We start from the raw sequence: 16702 nt of genomic DNA, 5'->3' as shown, positions 1-16702 counted from the left end.
TCCTCTTTCTTATTTATCTCTTGATTTTCAGCACATCCAAAATCCTGCGCTGATGCTCCTCCATTACTTCTGCCTCCTCCGGAACCATGTGGTCATACCCCATCAGGTGCAGCATACTGTGTGTGATCAGGAATGCATACTCCCGCTTTACACTGTGACCGTATTCTTCCGCCTGTTCATAGACACTCTCTACACAGATAACAATATCTCCCAACAGAACTTCCTCTGTGTCCGGATTCACGCAGTCGTCAAACTGATGTTCCACTCCGTCGAAATCTGCCGGCTCGGCATATTCGATCATCGGAAAAGACAACACATCCGTCGGTCGGTCAATCTGTCTCATCTCGCGGTTGATCTCATGAATCCGATCCTTATCCACCAGTGTCAGATTTACTTCCGCCTCATATGGAAAACCTTCCGTATCCAGTGACTGCACGATCACATCCTTCGCCAGTTTTTTATAATGAAAAGAAAAACCCGGCGCCGTTTCACAGATAATATTAATTGTCATTGCGTCGTCCTCTGCTTTCTTTCTTATTCTGGCGTGCATTCTTTTCTTTTCTCTGCTGTGCACTCTCATATTCATCGTACGCTTTTACGATTTTCTGAACCAGAGGATGACGCACAACGTCCTGACTGGTCAGCTTGCAAAATGCAATATCATCCACATTTTTCAATACTCTCATGGCAACATCCAGACCGGATTTCACCCCCGGTGCCAGATCCTTCTGAGATGCATCACCGGTTACGACCACTTTTGAGCCAAAACCGATACGCGTCAGAAACATTTTCATCTGTGCCGGTGTCGTATTCTGAGCCTCATCCAGAATGATAAATGCATTATCCAGTGTACGACCACGCATGTAGGCAAGCGGTGCCACCTCGATCAGACCTTTTTCCTGATTTTTGATAAAACTCTCCGCACCCATGATCTGATATAACGCATCATATAACGGTCTTAAATACGGATCGATCTTGCTTTGCAGATCTCCCGGAAGAAAGCCCAGTTTTTCACCGGCTTCGATTGCCGGGCGTGTCAGAATGATACGGCTTACTTCTTCATTTTTAAATGCGGTGATCGCCATCGCCATTGCCAGATAGGTCTTTCCGGTTCCCGCCGGTCCGATTCCGAATACGATCATTTTATCACGGATCTGATCTACATAATCTTTTTGTCCCAATGTCTTTGGTTTTACCGGTTTTCCCTGCACAGTATGACAGATAACTTCACTGTCTGCCTCCAGCAGTGGATTCTTTCTGCAGCCGCACATTTCCAATGCATAAGTAACGGTCTGCTCGGTAATGTCATTGCCGCGCTGCGACATGGCAAGTAATTCCGTAAGGACTTTCTGCGCCGCTTCCACGTTTTTGTCCTCACCCATAATTTTCAGGCTTCCATCACGAACAACCATTGTGACCTGCAGATATTTTTCAATCTGTTTCAGCCAGGCATCAAACTTTCCGAATACATTTGACATATGTTCAATCGGAATGTCCAACAACTGTTGTGTCAATTCCATATTTGTCAGTTCCTTCCTGTGTCTTCGTGTTTTCAATCTCTGTTCTGCGACTCACTGTCACCATCGCATCCAGAGTCCCATGCACAGATACTTCTGTGGCATTCTTTTCTATAATAACACTATTCGACAATATTTGAATAGCATTTTTTTCTAATTTTTGGATATAATTATCCAGTTTTTCCTGTGCAATCCGCTTAATTTCTGCTTCTGTGCGGTCTGTTTCGTTGTTTTCATACTGCCACAGACGCTCCGTCACCAGGGTAAATGGCAGATAAAAATCCCTGCCAAGACAAATCTGCCGATAAATACGGATACATCCCGTCTGTGCCTTTTGCTGCCAGAACAGATTCAGCTGACCGTCTCCTGTCAGCACTCCAATTCCATATTTCGCCTTTCCAATCTGCTCGCGCACCTGCTTTTTTGCAGAAAAATGGTCTTCATAGGGAAGTATCGTATGGATCGTCACATCCGCATCAGCCGCACACAGATCATAAGAAACGGTTTCCCCACTGTCATCCTGAATCGGGATCATGCCGGATACGACCACCGTTCCAGCTTCCACTTCATCTCCTGCCTGCACCAGTGCCGTTCCACGGCGCACCAGTACCGAAGTCACCTCTCCGGCCACTTCTGTTACCAGATCCGATGCCACAAGTGCTGGTTCCTCCTCTGCATTTCCTGCAGGAAGCCGCTCCTGTACCGCTACATACAGCTTTGTTCCAGAAAGCCGCACCGACACCCAGGTAATATCCGGAAAATGATTTCGAAGCAGTACTTCTGCATTTCCACAGTCAATCTCACGCTTTCGCACGCCATACCCGATCTGCTCCTCTGCCAGAAATTTTGTCAGAAGCTGCGTGGAATACTGATAATTGCCGGATATTTCCACCGACCAGACAAAGCGTGACATAACCATCAGGAACAAAAACGCTGCCAGAATACCAATCGCAAAAAAACGATGCTTCCGGTAGCGAAACAACAAAAATGGCAGTCCCACCCGTTTTAAAATCCGGATCTGTGTCCCACTTTTTCTCAGCATTGGTTTCAGACGGCGAAATGCCCGCAGACTGATGCAGAAAACATACCCCGTCTCCTCCCGGTGAAGTTCCCACAGAATGATCCCTGCATTCCCACAAAGGTTAAAAAAGCGTTCCGGCGAATACCCGGTCAGCCTCACATACAAATAGCCACGAAAAAATTTGATAAATTTCAGCACTGACGCATCGCTCCCTATCTGCCATATTCCAGTTTATCGATCTGTCCGCTGATTTTCATGTCCTCGCCGGTATAGTATTCAATTTTCAGATGCGTTCCGCAGATCTCCACCTGCCCCTGTTTCAGAGAAAGCCGGATCTTATCTTCCCGGTATTCCAAAATTCCTTTATAATTTTCCACGGTCAGGTCGTTCTGACCGGTAATGGTCAGGATCGGCACACCAAACATCATATCCTTTGGCAGTTCTAACCGATCCGTCACCGATTTTACAAGCATATGTTTTTTCTTTTTCTTCATAATTCAATATATGGTCAAAATCATATGCTATGATAACTGTGTGCGTTATTTTCTGCACAATTCAAAAACTGTGTGATTTTTCCAAGCCTTTGCTTATGATCTGATCACTATTTGTGATACGGCTCGTTCGACATGATCCGATATGCCCGATACACCTGCTCTAACAAAATCACACGCATAAGCTGATGCGGAAATGTCATGTACGAAAAGCTCAATAAATAATCTGCCCGATTGATCACTGCATCCGACAGCCCCAAAGATCCGCCGATCACAAATCCGATATCACTGGTTCCATGCAAACCCAAAGATGCGATTTTTTCAGAAAAAGCAACCGAATCCAGCTTTTTCCCCTGAATTGCCAGTGCGATCAGATACGTTCCGTCCTTGATCTGACGGAGCAGACGTTCTCCTTCCTTATCTTTAATCTGTCTGGTTTCTGTATCGCTGGCATGATCCGGTGTCTTCTCATCCGACACTTCCACGATTTTCAGTTTGCAGTACCGTCCCAGACGTTTTTCGTATTCTTCAATCGCCTGACGGTAAAATTTTTCTTTGATTTTCCCTACGGTATAAATTGTAATATTCATACGGCTATTATTTCACAAGGTGAAATTTCTGTAAAGAAAAAATAACAGAATTTTAAAAACATAGAAAAAAGTAATGGAGAGTCTTTTTTATGTAAAAAATATGTGCTATAATAGCTTTAAATTATTGACCGGACGTTCCGGTGAAAACATAGTGGAGGAATATCATGCAGTTACTGGAAGAAAAGATTAAGACAGACGGCGTTGCCGTTAATGAAGATATTTTAAAGGTGGACAGTTTTATCAATCACAAGGTTGATCCATTTCTGATGAAAGAGATCGGAAAAGATTTCGCCGCACATTTTGCAGGTCAGGGAATTACAAAGGTTGTCACCATTGAAAGTTCAGGTATTGCTCCTGCCCTTACAACAGCCATCGAAATGGGAATCCCAATGGTGATCCTGAAAAAGCAGCCATCCAAAGTACTGAACAAAAATCTTTATCAGACAATGGTAACTTCTTTTACCAAGGGAACCAGCTATGAATTAACACTTTCTGCTGAACAGATTGATGAGACAGATCACGTTCTGATCATCGATGACTTCCTTGCCAACGGAGAAGCCGCAACCGGTGCGATCCGTCTTTTAAGAAAAGCACATGCTACCGTTGCCGGACTTGGTATCCTGATTGAGAAATCTTTCCAGCCGGGACGTGACAAATTAAATGAGCAGGGAATTCATGTATATTCACTGGCAAGAATTTCCAAACTGGCAGAAAATCATATCGAATTTATTCCGGAAGAAGCATAATCAACCGATTATCCTTTCAACCCAAAATGCAAAAGCCGAAGCACAGGATTTTTCCTATGTTTCGGCTTTTTTTAATTTACGAACGACATCATTTCATATCATTCTGTTTTTCACATCATTACAGGCTTTTATGCATTTCTTTGTATCATCGCATATATTTTTCGTTTCTGTTTTTATTCTTGCACCGCTACTTTTTAATACAATGTCGGAACGCCGGCAGCAAAAATGCATCCGCAAAAATCCACGCCAGCACATTTGACAGGCAGATTCCCATATATCCCATCAACGGTGCCAGCACAACACCCGCAATGGTTCTTGCTGCCATCTCAAGCACTCCTGCTGTCATGGCAAAGCCGGAATATCCCATACCCTGAATGGAAAAACGCACAGTTCCAACCAGTGTGAGCAGACAATAGCCAAGGGTAGACACCAGCAAAAACAGGAAGGAATAGTTCACTACTTCCGCATTTGGCTCACTCAAAAACAGCAATGTCATCGGTTTTCCAAATAATAACACGATTGGAATGCAGATCGCTGACCATACAAATCCACAGATTGATGCTTTTTTTACACCATCACTGACACGTTCCTTTTTGCCTGCACCAATGTTCTGTCCGGTATATGGTGCCATGGTCTGTCCCAATGACTCCAACGGACAGGTGATCAGGTTGTTAATCTTCTGCGCTGCTGTTACGCCTGCTACCGCTGTCGCACCAAGTACATTAACGGCGGCAGTGATCACCAGAGAGCCGATTGCTGTAATGGAATACTGTAATCCCATCGGCACACCAATGGCACAGAGCCGTTTCATGTAATTGCCACGCATACGCCACTCATCACGGCTTGCCTTTAGAATTGGAAACTTCTTTTTCATATAGATCAGACAGATACCGCCGGATACGCCCTGAGAAATCACGGTTGCAATCGCTGCTCCTGCCACACCAAGCGGAATCGGAATCATCAAAATAAAATCCAGTGCAATGTTCATAACCGAAGACAAGATCAAAAACATCAGCGGTGTTTTGGAATCCCCCAGTGCTCTCGCCACACCTGCCAGAAAATTATATAAAAACGTGCATGGAATTCCAAGGAAAATGATCAATATGTAAATATAGGCATATTCAAAAATATCCTCCGGAGTTTTCAAAAGCACCAGCATATTTCTGGTGAAAATACATACAAAAAAGGTGATCACAATGCTGAAAAACACACACAGCCAGGTGCTGTTTGCCACATAGCGCCGCAATTCCACTTCTTTGCTTGCACCAAATGCCTGTGCGATTGGAATGGAAAAACCATTGCAGATACCCAGGCAAAACCAGATGATCATAAAGTTCAAAGATCCCGTGGCACCGACACCTGCCAGTGGCTGCACACCAAGCACCTTTCCAACAATCATGGTATCTACCATACTGTACAGCTGCTGGAACAACATTCCCATACACAATGGAACTGCAAAATTTATAATATGCCGCAGGGTGGAACCTGAAGTCATGTCTTTTGTCATATGATACTCCTCCTCAAATCTCTCTGATGAAATCTCTTTCAAAACTCACTCTATACTATAGCAAATATAGTCTTGCATCCATAACAGAACTGACATAAAATATAACAAAAGCGACTTTTTTATATTGATATGGAGATAATTATGAAAAATACTATAACAATCTCGGTTCAGGACGATTTCTGGGAAAACCGTGCACACGGTGATACCACATTTCCCTGTGCCGCCTATTATACCGATGCCAATACCCACGATATACGCTGGCACTGGCACGAAGAATATGAATTATCCATTGTCCGAAGCGGCTCCTGTCCGCTATCGGTCGGAACCGACCACCTGACACTGCACGCCGGTGATGCTATTTTTATCAATACCGGAACGTTACATTCTCAGGAAACGACCAAGGCTACAAAAGATTTTTACAAAGAAGACCTTGTCTTTCATGGACGTCTGATCTATAGTTCCAAACATACGGTCTTCTGGCAAAAATATATGGCACCCATTGCGACATCCAGCATTTCCCTGCCCTACATACATCTGACCCCTGCGGTTCCCTGGGAAAAAGAAATCATTGCTCTGGTTTCCGATGCTACGGAATCTGCCCGTGAAAAGCCCTTTGGCTATGAATTTTATATCCGTGAAAAATTATCCCGGATTTTTCTTCTGCTGGCACAAAACCGGACGGAGCTTGCTTCCCACAGTCAGAACGAAAGTTCTCAGGAAATGCAGCATATCAAAAAAATGATCCGGTATATCCAAAATAATTATACCGAATCAATTTCTCTGAAACAGCTGGCACAAACTGCCAATATCTGCGAACGGGAAGTCCAGCGTTCCTTCCGCAACGTCATCCGGCAATCACCGATCCAGTATCTGATCCACTATCGGATTGAAAAAGCCTGTCACATGCTGGATTCCGGGGAACAAAGTATCATTGATATCTGCAATAGTTGTGGATTTTCCAGTCCAAGCTATTTTACGAAAACATTTAAGTCGATCATGGGATGTACCCCTAGGGAGTATCGCAATACGCGATGATACAGAAACAGGAAGGGATATTTTTTCCCTTCCTGCTGCTTATTTTTGAAATTATATTGTGCAATCATAATTACTATAAATGCATGTAAATCCTATGCTTATGTATTTTATTGCAATCTAACATAATACATTTTTTATTTTCTTTATTCCGGATGGCATCTGCCACATGGTTCATATCCCTGCTGCTGAAGTTCTGCCGCGGTTCCGGTAAATTCCTGCCGATTATTTTCCTTGATATCCGCTACACTGGAACAATCCGGCGTATGATATTTCATTGTATTCGTATTTAACACATATGTCTTTTCCGTTGCCTGAGACTGCTGACCAGACGGTGTAGATGTGGCTGTGGATGTAGATGCGGACTGTGCCGCTGCCTCCTCATCGGTTGCCTTCCTGCTGTCTCCGGTAGCATAATCAATGACAACTCCCGGCTGCACATTGTAGACATAGACATTATAGCAGACACCTGCTCCGTTATCTTCCACAGATTTTGCTTCCATCTGCACACCGGATGCTACCAGATTGTCCCCTTCAAAAATCGGAGTTACACGATAACGCACATGCGCATTGTTCTGTTTTACATAATCTGCTACTTCATCCTCAAAAGGCAACATTCCTGTCACGTTCAGATAACGTGTTCCTGTGATCAGATTCTTCTCGTTGGCGTTTTCACCGCTGAGCTGATATCCGATCAGATGACAGCGATTATATAAATAGTTACCATCAATACCCTCATACTTAATTGTATGCCAGCCGCTTGGTTTTACCTGACCAATAGCTCCACGTTCTTCTGTCGGCATCAGATCAATTCCGACGATTGCATTTGCCACGCCACATCTGCCAAGACTGTCCAGCTCTGAATAATCCTCATAAGATGTTGTCTGCATATCAGCATCTGTAAAATCAGGTACATTATTATTGATCGTTACATAAGACTGACCGGAATATGCCGGAATACTGTCCAGTGATATACTTTCGCTGCTCTGTGATGCAGTACTGCTATCTGCAGACTGACCCTGCTGTTCTGTGACTGCCTGACCGCCATTTTCCTCCTGTGTGGTACGCGGTTCCGGCGCCGGAGACAGGGAACACGCCGAAGTAAGGACGGTTGCTGCCACGATCAGCGGAATCAATACTGCACGCATTGTTTTTGTCACTTTATGTAATAAATCCTTTTTCTTTTCGGATGTTGCAGATGTAGCACCTGCTTCTGTAATTTTTGTATTCTCCGTTATTTTTATTTCTTTTTCCTTTTCGTTATTTGAAGAATCCACATTCATCTCACCGTCCATTATTCCGGCTTGTTCCTTTAAAAATGTTCGCAGACTCTCATAATCTTCTGTAAACACCATCGCCTGCATACCAGCTTCTCGGGCACCTTCCACGTTATCCTTCCGATCATCGAAAAACAGACATTCTTCTGGTTTTAACTGATATTTTTCTAACAGACATTCATAAATCCGTACGTCCGGTTTGATCAGATGCACCTCAGAAGATACCATGACGCCGTCAAATGCTTCTAACGGAGAAAATTTCGGGAAATACCGATAAAACTCATCTGCTGCTGCATTGGAAAGCACATACGTCTGGTAACCCCATTTTCGCGCATCCTCACACAATTTTACCGATTTCTCCAGTGGTTCCATACAGATATCCCAACCATACACACATTTCTTCAATTCTTCATGATATTGCTCCGGGATTCTTTTTGCCACGCTTTCATACATTTCTTCAATCGAAATCGTTCCTCTGTCCCGTTCTACCCATTCCGGTCCCTGAAACAGTTCTTTCCGGATCAGGTCTCTTGCTTCCTCTGACGAAACGTATTCCCGCAATGGAACTTCCGGATCATAACGAATGAGTACATTTCCCATGTCAAATATTAAATGCTTGATTTTTGCCATAACTTACCTGCCTTTTTTTAACCCAAAGAATGCCACTTTGCATACTCACATATACAATCGCATATGGAATACCCAAAGTGACATTCTCATTCATATAATTTTTATTCCAAAATGCCTTTTCATTGCGTTAGGTATTATATCAGATTCAGAAATATTTAACCAGAATTTTTGCCCCTCATCATTCATAGCAATTTGATTCCTCTTTCATCTGATGCAAAATAATATCCTAGCGTATTCCAGTTACCTCGTAACCTTCCTCTTCTACTGCTTTTTTCAGTGCGGCATCATCAACGGAACCGGATAACTGAACAACAGCAGTTCCTTTCTCATGGCTTGCCTCTGCGGATGCAACACCCTCTAATGCCTCTAACGCTTTCTTTACATGTGCCTCGCAGTGTCCGCACATCATACCTTTGATCTCGATTACTTTCTCCATATCATTCTCCTCCTGTTTTTCAGCCATTACATCTGTATCTACTACGATCTGTACATCCTGCTGATTCTGATTCTTTTTATGATTTTTCTTTTTATCTCTCTTTGTACTGTAAACCTTTACAAAATTCAGACGCAGCGCATTTGTTACCACGCAGAAGCTGGACAGACTCATCGCTGCCGCTCCGAACATTGGGTTTAATTTCAGTCCAAACCAATGATACCACACTCCGGCGGCAATCGGAATACCTATTACGTTATAAATAAACGCCCAGAACAGATTTTCGTGAATATTTCGAAGTACTGCACGACTCAGACGAATGGCAGCCGGCACATCGGAAAGACTGCTCTTTACCAGAACCACATCTGCCGCATCCAGTGCCACATCTGCACCTGCTCCAATGGCAATTCCCATATCCGCACGGGTTAACGCCGGAGCATCATTGATTCCATCACCGACCATGGCAACTTTTCCACGCTGCTGCAATTCACGGATCACACGTTCCTTACCATCTGGCAGGACACCTGCAATAACCTGATCTACACCTGCCTGCGCACCAATTGCTTCCGCAGTACGCTCATTATCGCCAGTCAGCATAACAACCTCAATTCCCATATTCTGAAGCTGGGAAATTGCCTGCGGACTGTCTTCTTTGATAACATCCGCTACCGCAATAATACCAAAAAGTTTCTCTTCTGTTGCAAAAAACAGCGGTGTTTTTCCCTGTTTTGCAAGTTCTTCTGCCTGACGCTGCATCTGCTCGGAAACGGTTGTTTTTCCGGAAATAAATTTCAGATTTCCGCCAAACACACGCGCACCAGAAACAATTCCTGACAGACCATTTCCCGGCATTGCCTGAAAATCATCAGCGGCAGAAACGGTAATCTGCTGTTCCTCGCCGTAAGCCACAATGGCTTTTGCCAGCGGATGCTCACTCTTTAACTCCAATGCTAATGCGGTCTGCATTAATGTGTCTTTTGTGATACCCTCACCCGGTATCATATCTGTTACTTTCGGTTCACCCTGTGTAATCGTACCGGTCTTATCCAATGCTACAATATCGACTTTTCCGGTCTCTTCCAGAGATACTGCTGTCTTAAATAACACACCGTTTTTCGCACCAACGCCGTTTCCAACCATGATGGCAACCGGTGTCGCAAGACCTAATGCACACGGGCAGCTGATCACCAGTACGGAAATTCCTCTTGCCAGCGCAAAACCGAAATCCTGACCAACTAAAAGCCATACAATAATTGTCACTATTGCGATAGAAATAACTGCCGGCACAAAAACACCGGATACTTTATCTGCAACTTTTGCGATTGGTGCTTTTGTTGCAGCCGCATCGCTGACCATCTGAATGATCTGGGAAAGTGTTGTATCGTTTCCAACTCGTGTTGCCCGGCATTTTAAGAATCCAGACTGATTTAAAGTAGCTGCAGATACGCTGTCACCCTCTGCCTTGTCCACCGGGATACTTTCGCCGGTCAGAGCAGATTCATTTAACGCACTGTTTCCCTCAATGATCACACCGTCCACCGGAACGCTCTCGCCCGGACGAACAACAAAAATATCTCCGATCTGTACCTGTTCTACCGGAACAGGAACTTTCTCGCCGTCCCGCAGAATCGTTGCTTTTTTTGGAGCAAGCTGCATCAGGCTCTTTAATGCATTCGTTGTTTTTCCTTTGGAATAAGCCTCCAGCATTTTTCCGACTGTGATCAATGTCAGGATCATCGCTGCGGACTCAAAATAAAACTCATCCATGTACTGCATTACAGCATCCATATCCATCCGCATCTGTGCGCCGGTCATGGCAAATAATGCGTAAGTACTGTATGCAAAAGATGCACCGGAGCCAAGCGCTACCAGCGTATCCATGTTTGGAGACTTATGCAGCAGACTTGTAAATCCACTGATAAAAAACTTCTGGTTAATGATCATAACCAGAATGGTCAGAAGCATCTGATACAATCCCATGGCCACATGATTTCCCGCCATAAAGGACGGAAGCGGCCAATTCCACATCATATGTCCCATGGAAACATACATTAATGGAATCAGGATCACAACAGAAGCGATCAGACGTTTCCGCAATTTTGGTGTCTCATGATCCTTTAATGCCTCCTCATCAAATGCCGGTGCGGATGTATTCTGCTCTCCCCCCTGCAAAGAAGCGCCATACCCCGCCTGGGTAACCGCCTGAATAATATCTGACGGTGCTGCCGTACCTTCCACATTCATGGAATTGGTCAGCAGACTGACGGTAACGGAAGTTACACCGGGTACCTTCGCCACCGCTTTTTCCACATGAGCACTGCAGGCCGCACAGCTCATGCCTGTTACTGAAAATTTATCCATAAAAATATTCACCTCATTTATTTTCTCTGCTTATGCAGATTTTATCCATTTGCTTTCATCAGAATCACATCAAGTCATACAAATACACAACCTAAACTTTATCTATGCGGTTCTGCTCAATTACATATACAGCAGAATCCTTTATTTCATCAGCTTCTGCATGGTTGTAACCAGCTCATCAATGACACTGTCATCACCATTTCGCACATTTTCCACCACGCAGGTTTTGATATGATTTGCCAGCAGTACTTTATTAAAACTGTTCAACGCCGCGTTAATCGCTGCCACCTGTGTCAAAATATCCACACAGTAGGCATCTTTTTCCAACATACCTTTCACGCCACGCACCTGACCTTCAATACGGCTGAGTCGGTTCATCAGATCCTTATACTCTTTCGCGTCACGTTCTTTTTTCTTATGACAACAGCAGCAGGATTCTTCCTGTACCGGAGTAGTTTTCTCTTTTTCCATCGAATCTATCCACTTCCTTTTTTCATTATTTCAATCCTTCTGATCAATACGGGCTTATTATATACCCCCTTAGGGTATATTTCAAGTAAAAAATATCCGGAAAACACATCAATGATAAAAAATATCAAAAATGCATTTTCCGGATCGGTCAATTTCTTATTCTCTCTTTTTCAAATTCTCTTTTTTACTATATGATTGCAATTCTCACGCGCCATTCGCAAAATGACCTGTAACACTACATTCTCTCAAGAATGGTATCCAGAATACAACCTGCAGCCTCTTTTTTGCTCATCAGCGGCAGCTCTTTTTCCATATCATTAGCGATCAGTGTGATCACATTCGTATCAGTACCGAATCCGGCACCTGCCACTTTCAGGTTATTGGCTACGATCATATCCAGATTTTTCTTTGCAATCTTGGTTCTGGAGTTTTCCAGCATGTTCTGTGTCTCCATGGAAAAACCGCATAAGAACTGATGTGTCTTAGAAGCACCAAGGGTTGCCAGAATATCTTTCGTGCGTGTCAGCGGAATCGACATATCGTCCTCTTTTTTCTTGACTTTCTCCGTGCTGACCTGTGCCGGACGATAATCCGCCACTGCAGCCGTCATGATGACGATATCCGTCTGCTCATATTCTTCTGTCACAGCTTCATACATATCCTGTGCGGAAATCACCGGTTTTACTTTGGCAAACATCGGCGGCTCCATGGCACAAGGTCCTGTTACCAGTGTTACATCCGCACCACGCAGCATCGCATTTTCCGCAATGGCATATCCCATTTTTCCTGTGGAATGATTGGTGATATAACGCACCGGATCAATGGCTTCTTGTGTCGGTCCTGCTGTGACCAGTACTTTTTTGCCTGCCAGATCTTTTTCAAAGGCGATCACACGCAGGATATGCTGGAACAGTACTTCCGGCTCCGGCATCTTTCCTTTTCCCACATCTCTGCAGGCAAGCATACCGCTGGCTGGTTCAATGATTTCCTTTCCATAGGAAGCCAGTACTTTTAAATTGTCCTGCAAAATCGGATTCTCATACATATTTGTATTCATCGTCGGCACGATCAGCATCGGCGCTTTGCATGCCATCGCAGTGGTCGTCAACATATCGTCTGCGATTCCATGCGCCAGCTTTCCAATCACATTTGCAGAAGCCGGTGCGATCATCATCACATCCGCCTGCTGTGCCAGACTTACATGCTGAACATCAAACTGAAAATTCCGGTCAAATGTATCCACCAGACATTTGTGTCTTGTCAATGTTTCAAATGCGGTCGGATGGATAAAATTTGTCGCATTCTGTGTCATGATCACGTGCACATCTGCATGCTGTTTGATCAGCATACTTGCCAGTGATGCAATTTTATAAGCTGCAATACTTCCTGTCACACCCAGTACAACGGTTTTTCCTTTTAACATGATTTCTTTTTACTCCTCATCCAGTCTTGCTTTATCGAATAACTGACCGTGTTTCTCATAGTTAGTCACCCGGTCAATTCGATTGATCTCGTCCACAAAAACAACTGATGGTTTATGTGTTTTTGCTTCCTCCGGCGTCATATCCGCATAAGACATAATGATGACTTTATCCTTGACGGAAGCACAGCGTGCTGCTGCGCCGTTTAAGCAGATCATTCCGCTTCCACGCTCTCCGGCAATCGTATATGTCTCAAAACGTGCGCCATTATTGACATTAACGATCTGAACTTTCTCATATTCAAGAATACCTGCAGCATCCAGAAGATCCTCATCAACGGTGATACTTCCTACATAATCAAGTGCAGCCTGTACCACAGTTGCACGGTGAATTTTTCCTTTTAACATCTGAAGGGTCATAAAAACTTTTTCCTCTCTACTTTTACAAATTTGATTAGATCATGAAGTTATCAATTAATCTTGTTTTTCCAATATACACTGCCATAGCAACCAGTGCCGGACTCTTCAGTTCTGTTACCTGCTGCATTGTCAGACCGTCTACCGCTTTGACATAATCAATTTTTGCCAGCGGCTCTGTCTCAATGTTCTTTTTCATTGCTTCTACTAATTTTACCGCATCTGTCTCCCCTTCTTCAACCATTTTCTGGCCCATAAAAATGGTTTTGCTCAAAATAAGTGCTGCTTTTCGTTCTTCTGCAGACAGATAGGTATTTCTGGAGCTCTTTGCCAGTCCGTCTTCCTCACGGATGATCGGGCAGCCGATTACTTCCACATTCATATTCAGGTCATCTACCATATGTTTGATGACTGCCAGCTGCTGTGCATCTTTCTGTCCAAAATATGCACGATCCGGCTGAACGATATTGAATAATTTGCTGACAACAGTACAAACACCACGGAAATGAACCGGACGGCTCAGTCCGCAAAGTTCCTCTGTCAGAACCGTCATGTCCACAAAAGAACTGAATCCATCGTGATACATTTCTTCCGGTTCCGGATGGAAGATCAGGTCAGCGCCAAGGCTCTCACAGAATTTGCTGTCTTTTTCCAGATCTCTCGGATAACTCTCCAGATCCTCTGTCGGTCCGAACTGCATCGGATTGACAAAAATGCTGACAACTGCTTTGTCATTCTGCTCTACGGCTTTGCTGATCAGACTGCCGTGTCCCTCATGAAGATAACCCATGGTTGGTACAAATCCGACTGTCTTTCCTTCTTTTCTCCATCCTGCTACAATATCTCTTACTTCTTTTACTGTTGATACAACCTGCATTTTTCTATTCTCCTCTATACTTGTTTTTCGATTTTTATTTTTGTTTTGTTCTGTTCTCCTCTATACATTTGTATAAAACGCTATACTTTTGTGTAAAATGAAAGGTGAACACTACTTATATTAACTTTCAAAATCAACTAACACTGTTAGTCAATTTCATTTCTTAATACAGTTTTTCAATAACTTCGTCTGAAATCGCGTATGTATGTTCCGGTGCCGGGAAGGTACCCGCTTTTACCTCTGCGGAATAATCTGCAAACGCCTGTTTCATGATCTCACCCACATTTGCGAAACGTTTCACAAACTTCGGTGTAAAATCAGAAAACATACCAAGCATATCCTGATTTACTAGAACCTGTCCGTCACAACCTGCTCCTGCTCCGATTCCGATGGTCGGAATAGAAACTGTCTTTGTGATCACTTCGGCAAGTTTTGCCGGAACACACTCCATAACAAGTAGAGAGGCACCTGCTGCCTCAACCTTTTTCGCATCCTCTACCAGCTGGCGGGCTGCTTCTTCACTTTTGCCCTGTACCTTAAATCCACCAAAGGCATTAATGGACTGAGGTGTCAGTCCGATATGTGCACATACCGGAATATCTGCTGCTACGATTGCCTCGATCTGCGGGCACACTCTTGCACCGCCTTCCAGTTTTACGCCATGTGCATGTCCCTCTTTCATCAGACGTCCTGCATTTAAAACTGCATCATAAACAGAGGTCTGATAAGACATAAACGGCATATCTGCCAGAACAAAGGCATTTTTTGCTCCTCTGCTGACTGCTGCGGTGTGTGCGATCATATCTTCCATCGTAACAGGCAATGTATTTTCATAGCCAAGCATTGTATTGCCAAGGGAATCTCCGATCAGCAAGATTTCAATGCCGGCTTCATCCATGAGCTTAGCCATGGAATAATCATAACAGGTGAGCATTGTAATCTTCTCACCATTCTCTTTTTGCTTCTTTAATGTAGAAACTGTGGTTTTCATGAATTGAGCATCCTTTCCATTTCAGAATAATCCCGCTCGGGATGTTTCATTTTTGCAACGTTGATCACTTCGCCGGACAGAATTTTATAAACCTTCTGTTCCTGCTCTGACAAGCTCTCCAAATGATCCATCACCGTCGTCAGGTCATTTCGCTCGATCGGACCTGTAAGTGCCCCGACCGGACCGTACTGGATGATATTCTCCGTATTTCCAATCATCAGCGGTGACAATGCGCGATGTGCATTTGCAACGGAAAAACCGCAGTCCCGCAGCATTTGCTCACACATATTTGCCAGTCCAACATATAAATTGCTGGCCATAGCTGCTGCCGCATGATAACGTACCTTATCCTCTTTTGAAATAACCTCCACCGGATTTCCAAAACTCTCAAAAAGCCGTAAAAACCAGTTCAGATACTTCGGATCTCCCTCAATCGTAAAAAACGCCTGGGAAATCACCTTATAGGATTCATACTTATCATTGATGGCGAATAACGGATGGATAGAATATCCATAAGCGTGATAACGCTCAATATCCGAAAAGACAGCGGAGCTTAACGCGCCACTGAAATGACTTATAATCTTATTCTGAATCGGAAGCATTTTCAATTGTTCCCACATTTGAGCAATCGCCGAATCCGGAATTGCCACAAAAAGGACATCACTGTCCTCTACCAGATGTCTCAAATTCAGATACTGTCTGGTATTTGTAAAATCTGCTGCTTCTCTGGATGACTGTGGATTACGACTATAATAACCACTCACCCTTACGTTGCGCTCGGTTAGATATTTTCCAAGTGAAAAACCGACTTTTCCTGCGCCAATAAATCCAATATTCATAAGCATCCCTCCATTTCCTAATGGTGGGACAGTGAGTCTTGTTTGCGAACAGCAATACAAGCTCCGTTTCAAAATAATAAAT

Annotated in this window: 16 protein-coding genes; 2 read left to right on the top strand and 14 right to left on the bottom strand. The window is 43.9% G+C overall.

What is annotated here, in order from left to right:
- Nucleotides 1–13: 13 nt before the first annotated feature.
- The 5 genes from ybeY to rlmH all read right to left on the bottom strand — a co-directional run bounded on the left by ybeY (nucleotide 14) and on the right by rlmH (nucleotide 3619).
- Nucleotides 14–511 (bottom strand): rRNA maturation RNase YbeY, encoded by a 498-nt coding sequence (gene ybeY / locus LG34_RS00905; protein ID WP_109214443.1) that lies wholly within the window; start codon nucleotides 509–511, stop codon nucleotides 14–16.
- Nucleotides 501–1520 carry a PhoH family protein gene (locus tag LG34_RS00900; protein ID WP_109214442.1) on the bottom strand — a complete coding sequence of 340 codons (1020 nt, stop codon included), beginning with the start codon at nucleotides 1518–1520 and terminating at the stop codon, nucleotides 501–503. The genes ybeY and LG34_RS00900 overlap by 11 nt, the downstream gene beginning before the upstream one ends.
- Complete coding sequence (locus LG34_RS00895; RefSeq protein ID WP_181369242.1) at nucleotides 1483–2736, bottom strand: sporulation protein YqfD; 1254 nt, start codon at nucleotides 2734–2736, stop codon at nucleotides 1483–1485. Before LG34_RS00895 ends, LG34_RS00900 begins: the two co-directional genes overlap by 38 nt.
- A 14-nt stretch (nucleotides 2737–2750) precedes the next feature.
- Nucleotides 2751–3011, bottom strand: a complete 261-nt coding sequence (gene yqfC / locus LG34_RS00890) for a sporulation protein YqfC (RefSeq protein ID WP_242979760.1) — start codon at nucleotides 3009–3011, stop codon at nucleotides 2751–2753.
- A gap of 128 nt (nucleotides 3012–3139) precedes the next feature.
- Nucleotides 3140–3619, bottom strand: coding sequence for a 23S rRNA (pseudouridine(1915)-N(3))-methyltransferase RlmH (gene rlmH, locus LG34_RS00885; RefSeq protein ID WP_109214439.1), 480 nt, complete (start codon nucleotides 3617–3619; stop codon nucleotides 3140–3142).
- 164 nt (nucleotides 3620–3783) lie between these two features.
- On the opposite strand from rlmH, the gene LG34_RS00880 reads away from it, so the two are divergent.
- Nucleotides 3784–4365 carry a xanthine phosphoribosyltransferase gene (locus LG34_RS00880; protein ID WP_109214438.1) on the top strand — a complete coding sequence of 194 codons (582 nt, stop codon included), beginning with the start codon at nucleotides 3784–3786 and terminating at the stop codon, nucleotides 4363–4365.
- A 187-nt stretch (nucleotides 4366–4552) separates the two neighbouring features.
- Here the strand turns inward: LG34_RS00880 and LG34_RS00875 are convergent, their stop codons facing one another.
- Nucleotides 4553–5872 (bottom strand): MATE family efflux transporter, encoded by a 1320-nt coding sequence (locus tag LG34_RS00875; protein ID WP_109214437.1) that lies wholly within the window; start codon nucleotides 5870–5872, stop codon nucleotides 4553–4555.
- 141 nt (nucleotides 5873–6013) lie between these two features.
- On the opposite strand from LG34_RS00875, the gene LG34_RS00870 reads away from it, so the two are divergent.
- The gene (locus LG34_RS00870; protein ID WP_158582198.1) at nucleotides 6014–6907 is read left to right on the top strand and encodes an AraC family transcriptional regulator; all 894 of its coding nucleotides are present in this window, start codon (nucleotides 6014–6016) and stop codon (nucleotides 6905–6907) included.
- Nucleotides 6908–7050: 143 nt separating this feature from the next.
- Here the strand turns inward: LG34_RS00870 and LG34_RS17295 are convergent, their stop codons facing one another.
- The 8 genes from LG34_RS17295 to LG34_RS00830 all read right to left on the bottom strand — a co-directional run bounded on the left by LG34_RS17295 (nucleotide 7051) and on the right by LG34_RS00830 (nucleotide 16620).
- Nucleotides 7051–8811 carry an HAD-IA family hydrolase gene (locus tag LG34_RS17295; protein WP_109214435.1) on the bottom strand — a complete coding sequence of 587 codons (1761 nt, stop codon included), beginning with the start codon at nucleotides 8809–8811 and terminating at the stop codon, nucleotides 7051–7053.
- Nucleotides 8812–9037: 226 nt separating this feature from the next.
- A complete protein-coding gene (locus tag LG34_RS00860) occupies nucleotides 9038–11605 on the bottom strand; it encodes a heavy metal translocating P-type ATPase (protein WP_109214434.1) in 2568 nt (855 codons plus the stop codon).
- A 141-nt stretch (nucleotides 11606–11746) separates the two neighbouring features.
- Nucleotides 11747–12076, bottom strand: coding sequence for a metal-sensing transcriptional repressor (locus LG34_RS00855; protein ID WP_109214433.1), 330 nt, complete (start codon nucleotides 12074–12076; stop codon nucleotides 11747–11749).
- Nucleotides 12077–12311: 235 nt separating this feature from the next.
- The gene (gene coaBC, locus LG34_RS00850; protein WP_109214432.1) at nucleotides 12312–13499 is read right to left on the bottom strand and encodes a bifunctional phosphopantothenoylcysteine decarboxylase/phosphopantothenate--cysteine ligase CoaBC; all 1188 of its coding nucleotides are present in this window, start codon (nucleotides 13497–13499) and stop codon (nucleotides 12312–12314) included.
- A gap of 9 nt (nucleotides 13500–13508) precedes the next feature.
- Entirely contained in the window at nucleotides 13509–13916 is a 408-nt protein-coding gene (panD, locus tag LG34_RS00845; RefSeq protein WP_109214431.1) for an aspartate 1-decarboxylase, read from the bottom strand.
- A gap of 34 nt (nucleotides 13917–13950) precedes the next feature.
- Nucleotides 13951–14790 carry a pantoate--beta-alanine ligase gene (gene panC, locus LG34_RS00840; RefSeq protein WP_109214430.1) on the bottom strand — a complete coding sequence of 280 codons (840 nt, stop codon included), beginning with the start codon at nucleotides 14788–14790 and terminating at the stop codon, nucleotides 13951–13953.
- A 163-nt stretch (nucleotides 14791–14953) separates the two neighbouring features.
- Nucleotides 14954–15781: a 3-methyl-2-oxobutanoate hydroxymethyltransferase gene (gene panB, locus LG34_RS00835; RefSeq protein WP_109214429.1), complete on the bottom strand. Its 828-nt coding sequence runs from the start codon at nucleotides 15779–15781 to the stop codon at nucleotides 14954–14956.
- Nucleotides 15778–16620, bottom strand: coding sequence for a Rossmann-like and DUF2520 domain-containing protein (locus LG34_RS00830; protein ID WP_109214428.1), 843 nt, complete (start codon nucleotides 16618–16620; stop codon nucleotides 15778–15780). The genes panB and LG34_RS00830 overlap by 4 nt, the downstream gene beginning before the upstream one ends.
- Nucleotides 16621–16702 lie beyond the last annotated feature (82 nt).

Origin of the sequence: Eubacterium ramulus, assembly GCF_003122485.1 — a bacterium.
In the GTDB taxonomy this organism is placed as follows: Bacteria; Bacillota; Clostridia; order Lachnospirales; family Lachnospiraceae; genus Eubacterium_I; species Eubacterium_I ramulus_A.
The sequence above is the reverse complement of the archived record's forward strand: the minus strand, read 5'-3'. Positions and strand labels throughout refer to the sequence as shown.

Bases quoted from the DNA above. Each gene is read 5' to 3' on its own strand.
- ybeY (WP_109214443.1), bottom strand. From the start codon at position 511: ATGACAATTAATATTATCTGTGAAACGGCGCCGGGTTTTTCTTTTCAT.
- LG34_RS00900 (WP_109214442.1), bottom strand. From the start codon at position 1,520: ATGGAATTGACACAACAGTTGTTGGACATTCCGATTGAACATATGTCA.
- yqfC (WP_242979760.1), bottom strand. From the start codon at position 3,011: ATGCTTGTAAAATCGGTGACGGATCGGTTAGAACTGCCAAAGGATATG.
- rlmH (WP_109214439.1), bottom strand. From the start codon at position 3,619: ATGAATATTACAATTTATACCGTAGGGAAAATCAAAGAAAAATTTTAC.
- LG34_RS00880 (WP_109214438.1), top strand. From the start codon at position 3,784: ATGCAGTTACTGGAAGAAAAGATTAAGACAGACGGCGTTGCCGTTAAT.
- LG34_RS00875 (WP_109214437.1), bottom strand. From the start codon at position 5,872: ATGACAAAAGACATGACTTCAGGTTCCACCCTGCGGCATATTATAAAT.
- LG34_RS00870 (WP_158582198.1), top strand. From the start codon at position 6,014: ATGAAAAATACTATAACAATCTCGGTTCAGGACGATTTCTGGGAAAAC.
- LG34_RS17295 (WP_109214435.1), bottom strand. From the start codon at position 8,811: ATGGCAAAAATCAAGCATTTAATATTTGACATGGGAAATGTACTCATT.
- LG34_RS00860 (WP_109214434.1), bottom strand. From the start codon at position 11,605: ATGGATAAATTTTCAGTAACAGGCATGAGCTGTGCGGCCTGCAGTGCT.
- LG34_RS00855 (WP_109214433.1), bottom strand. From the start codon at position 12,076: ATGGAAAAAGAGAAAACTACTCCGGTACAGGAAGAATCCTGCTGCTGT.
- coaBC (WP_109214432.1), bottom strand. From the start codon at position 13,499: ATGTTAAAAGGAAAAACCGTTGTACTGGGTGTGACAGGAAGTATTGCA.
- panD (WP_109214431.1), bottom strand. From the start codon at position 13,916: ATGACCCTTCAGATGTTAAAAGGAAAAATTCACCGTGCAACTGTGGTA.
- panC (WP_109214430.1), bottom strand. From the start codon at position 14,790: ATGCAGGTTGTATCAACAGTAAAAGAAGTAAGAGATATTGTAGCAGGA.
- panB (WP_109214429.1), bottom strand. From the start codon at position 15,781: ATGAAAACCACAGTTTCTACATTAAAGAAGCAAAAAGAGAATGGTGAG.
- LG34_RS00830 (WP_109214428.1), bottom strand. From the start codon at position 16,620: ATGAATATTGGATTTATTGGCGCAGGAAAAGTCGGTTTTTCACTTGGA.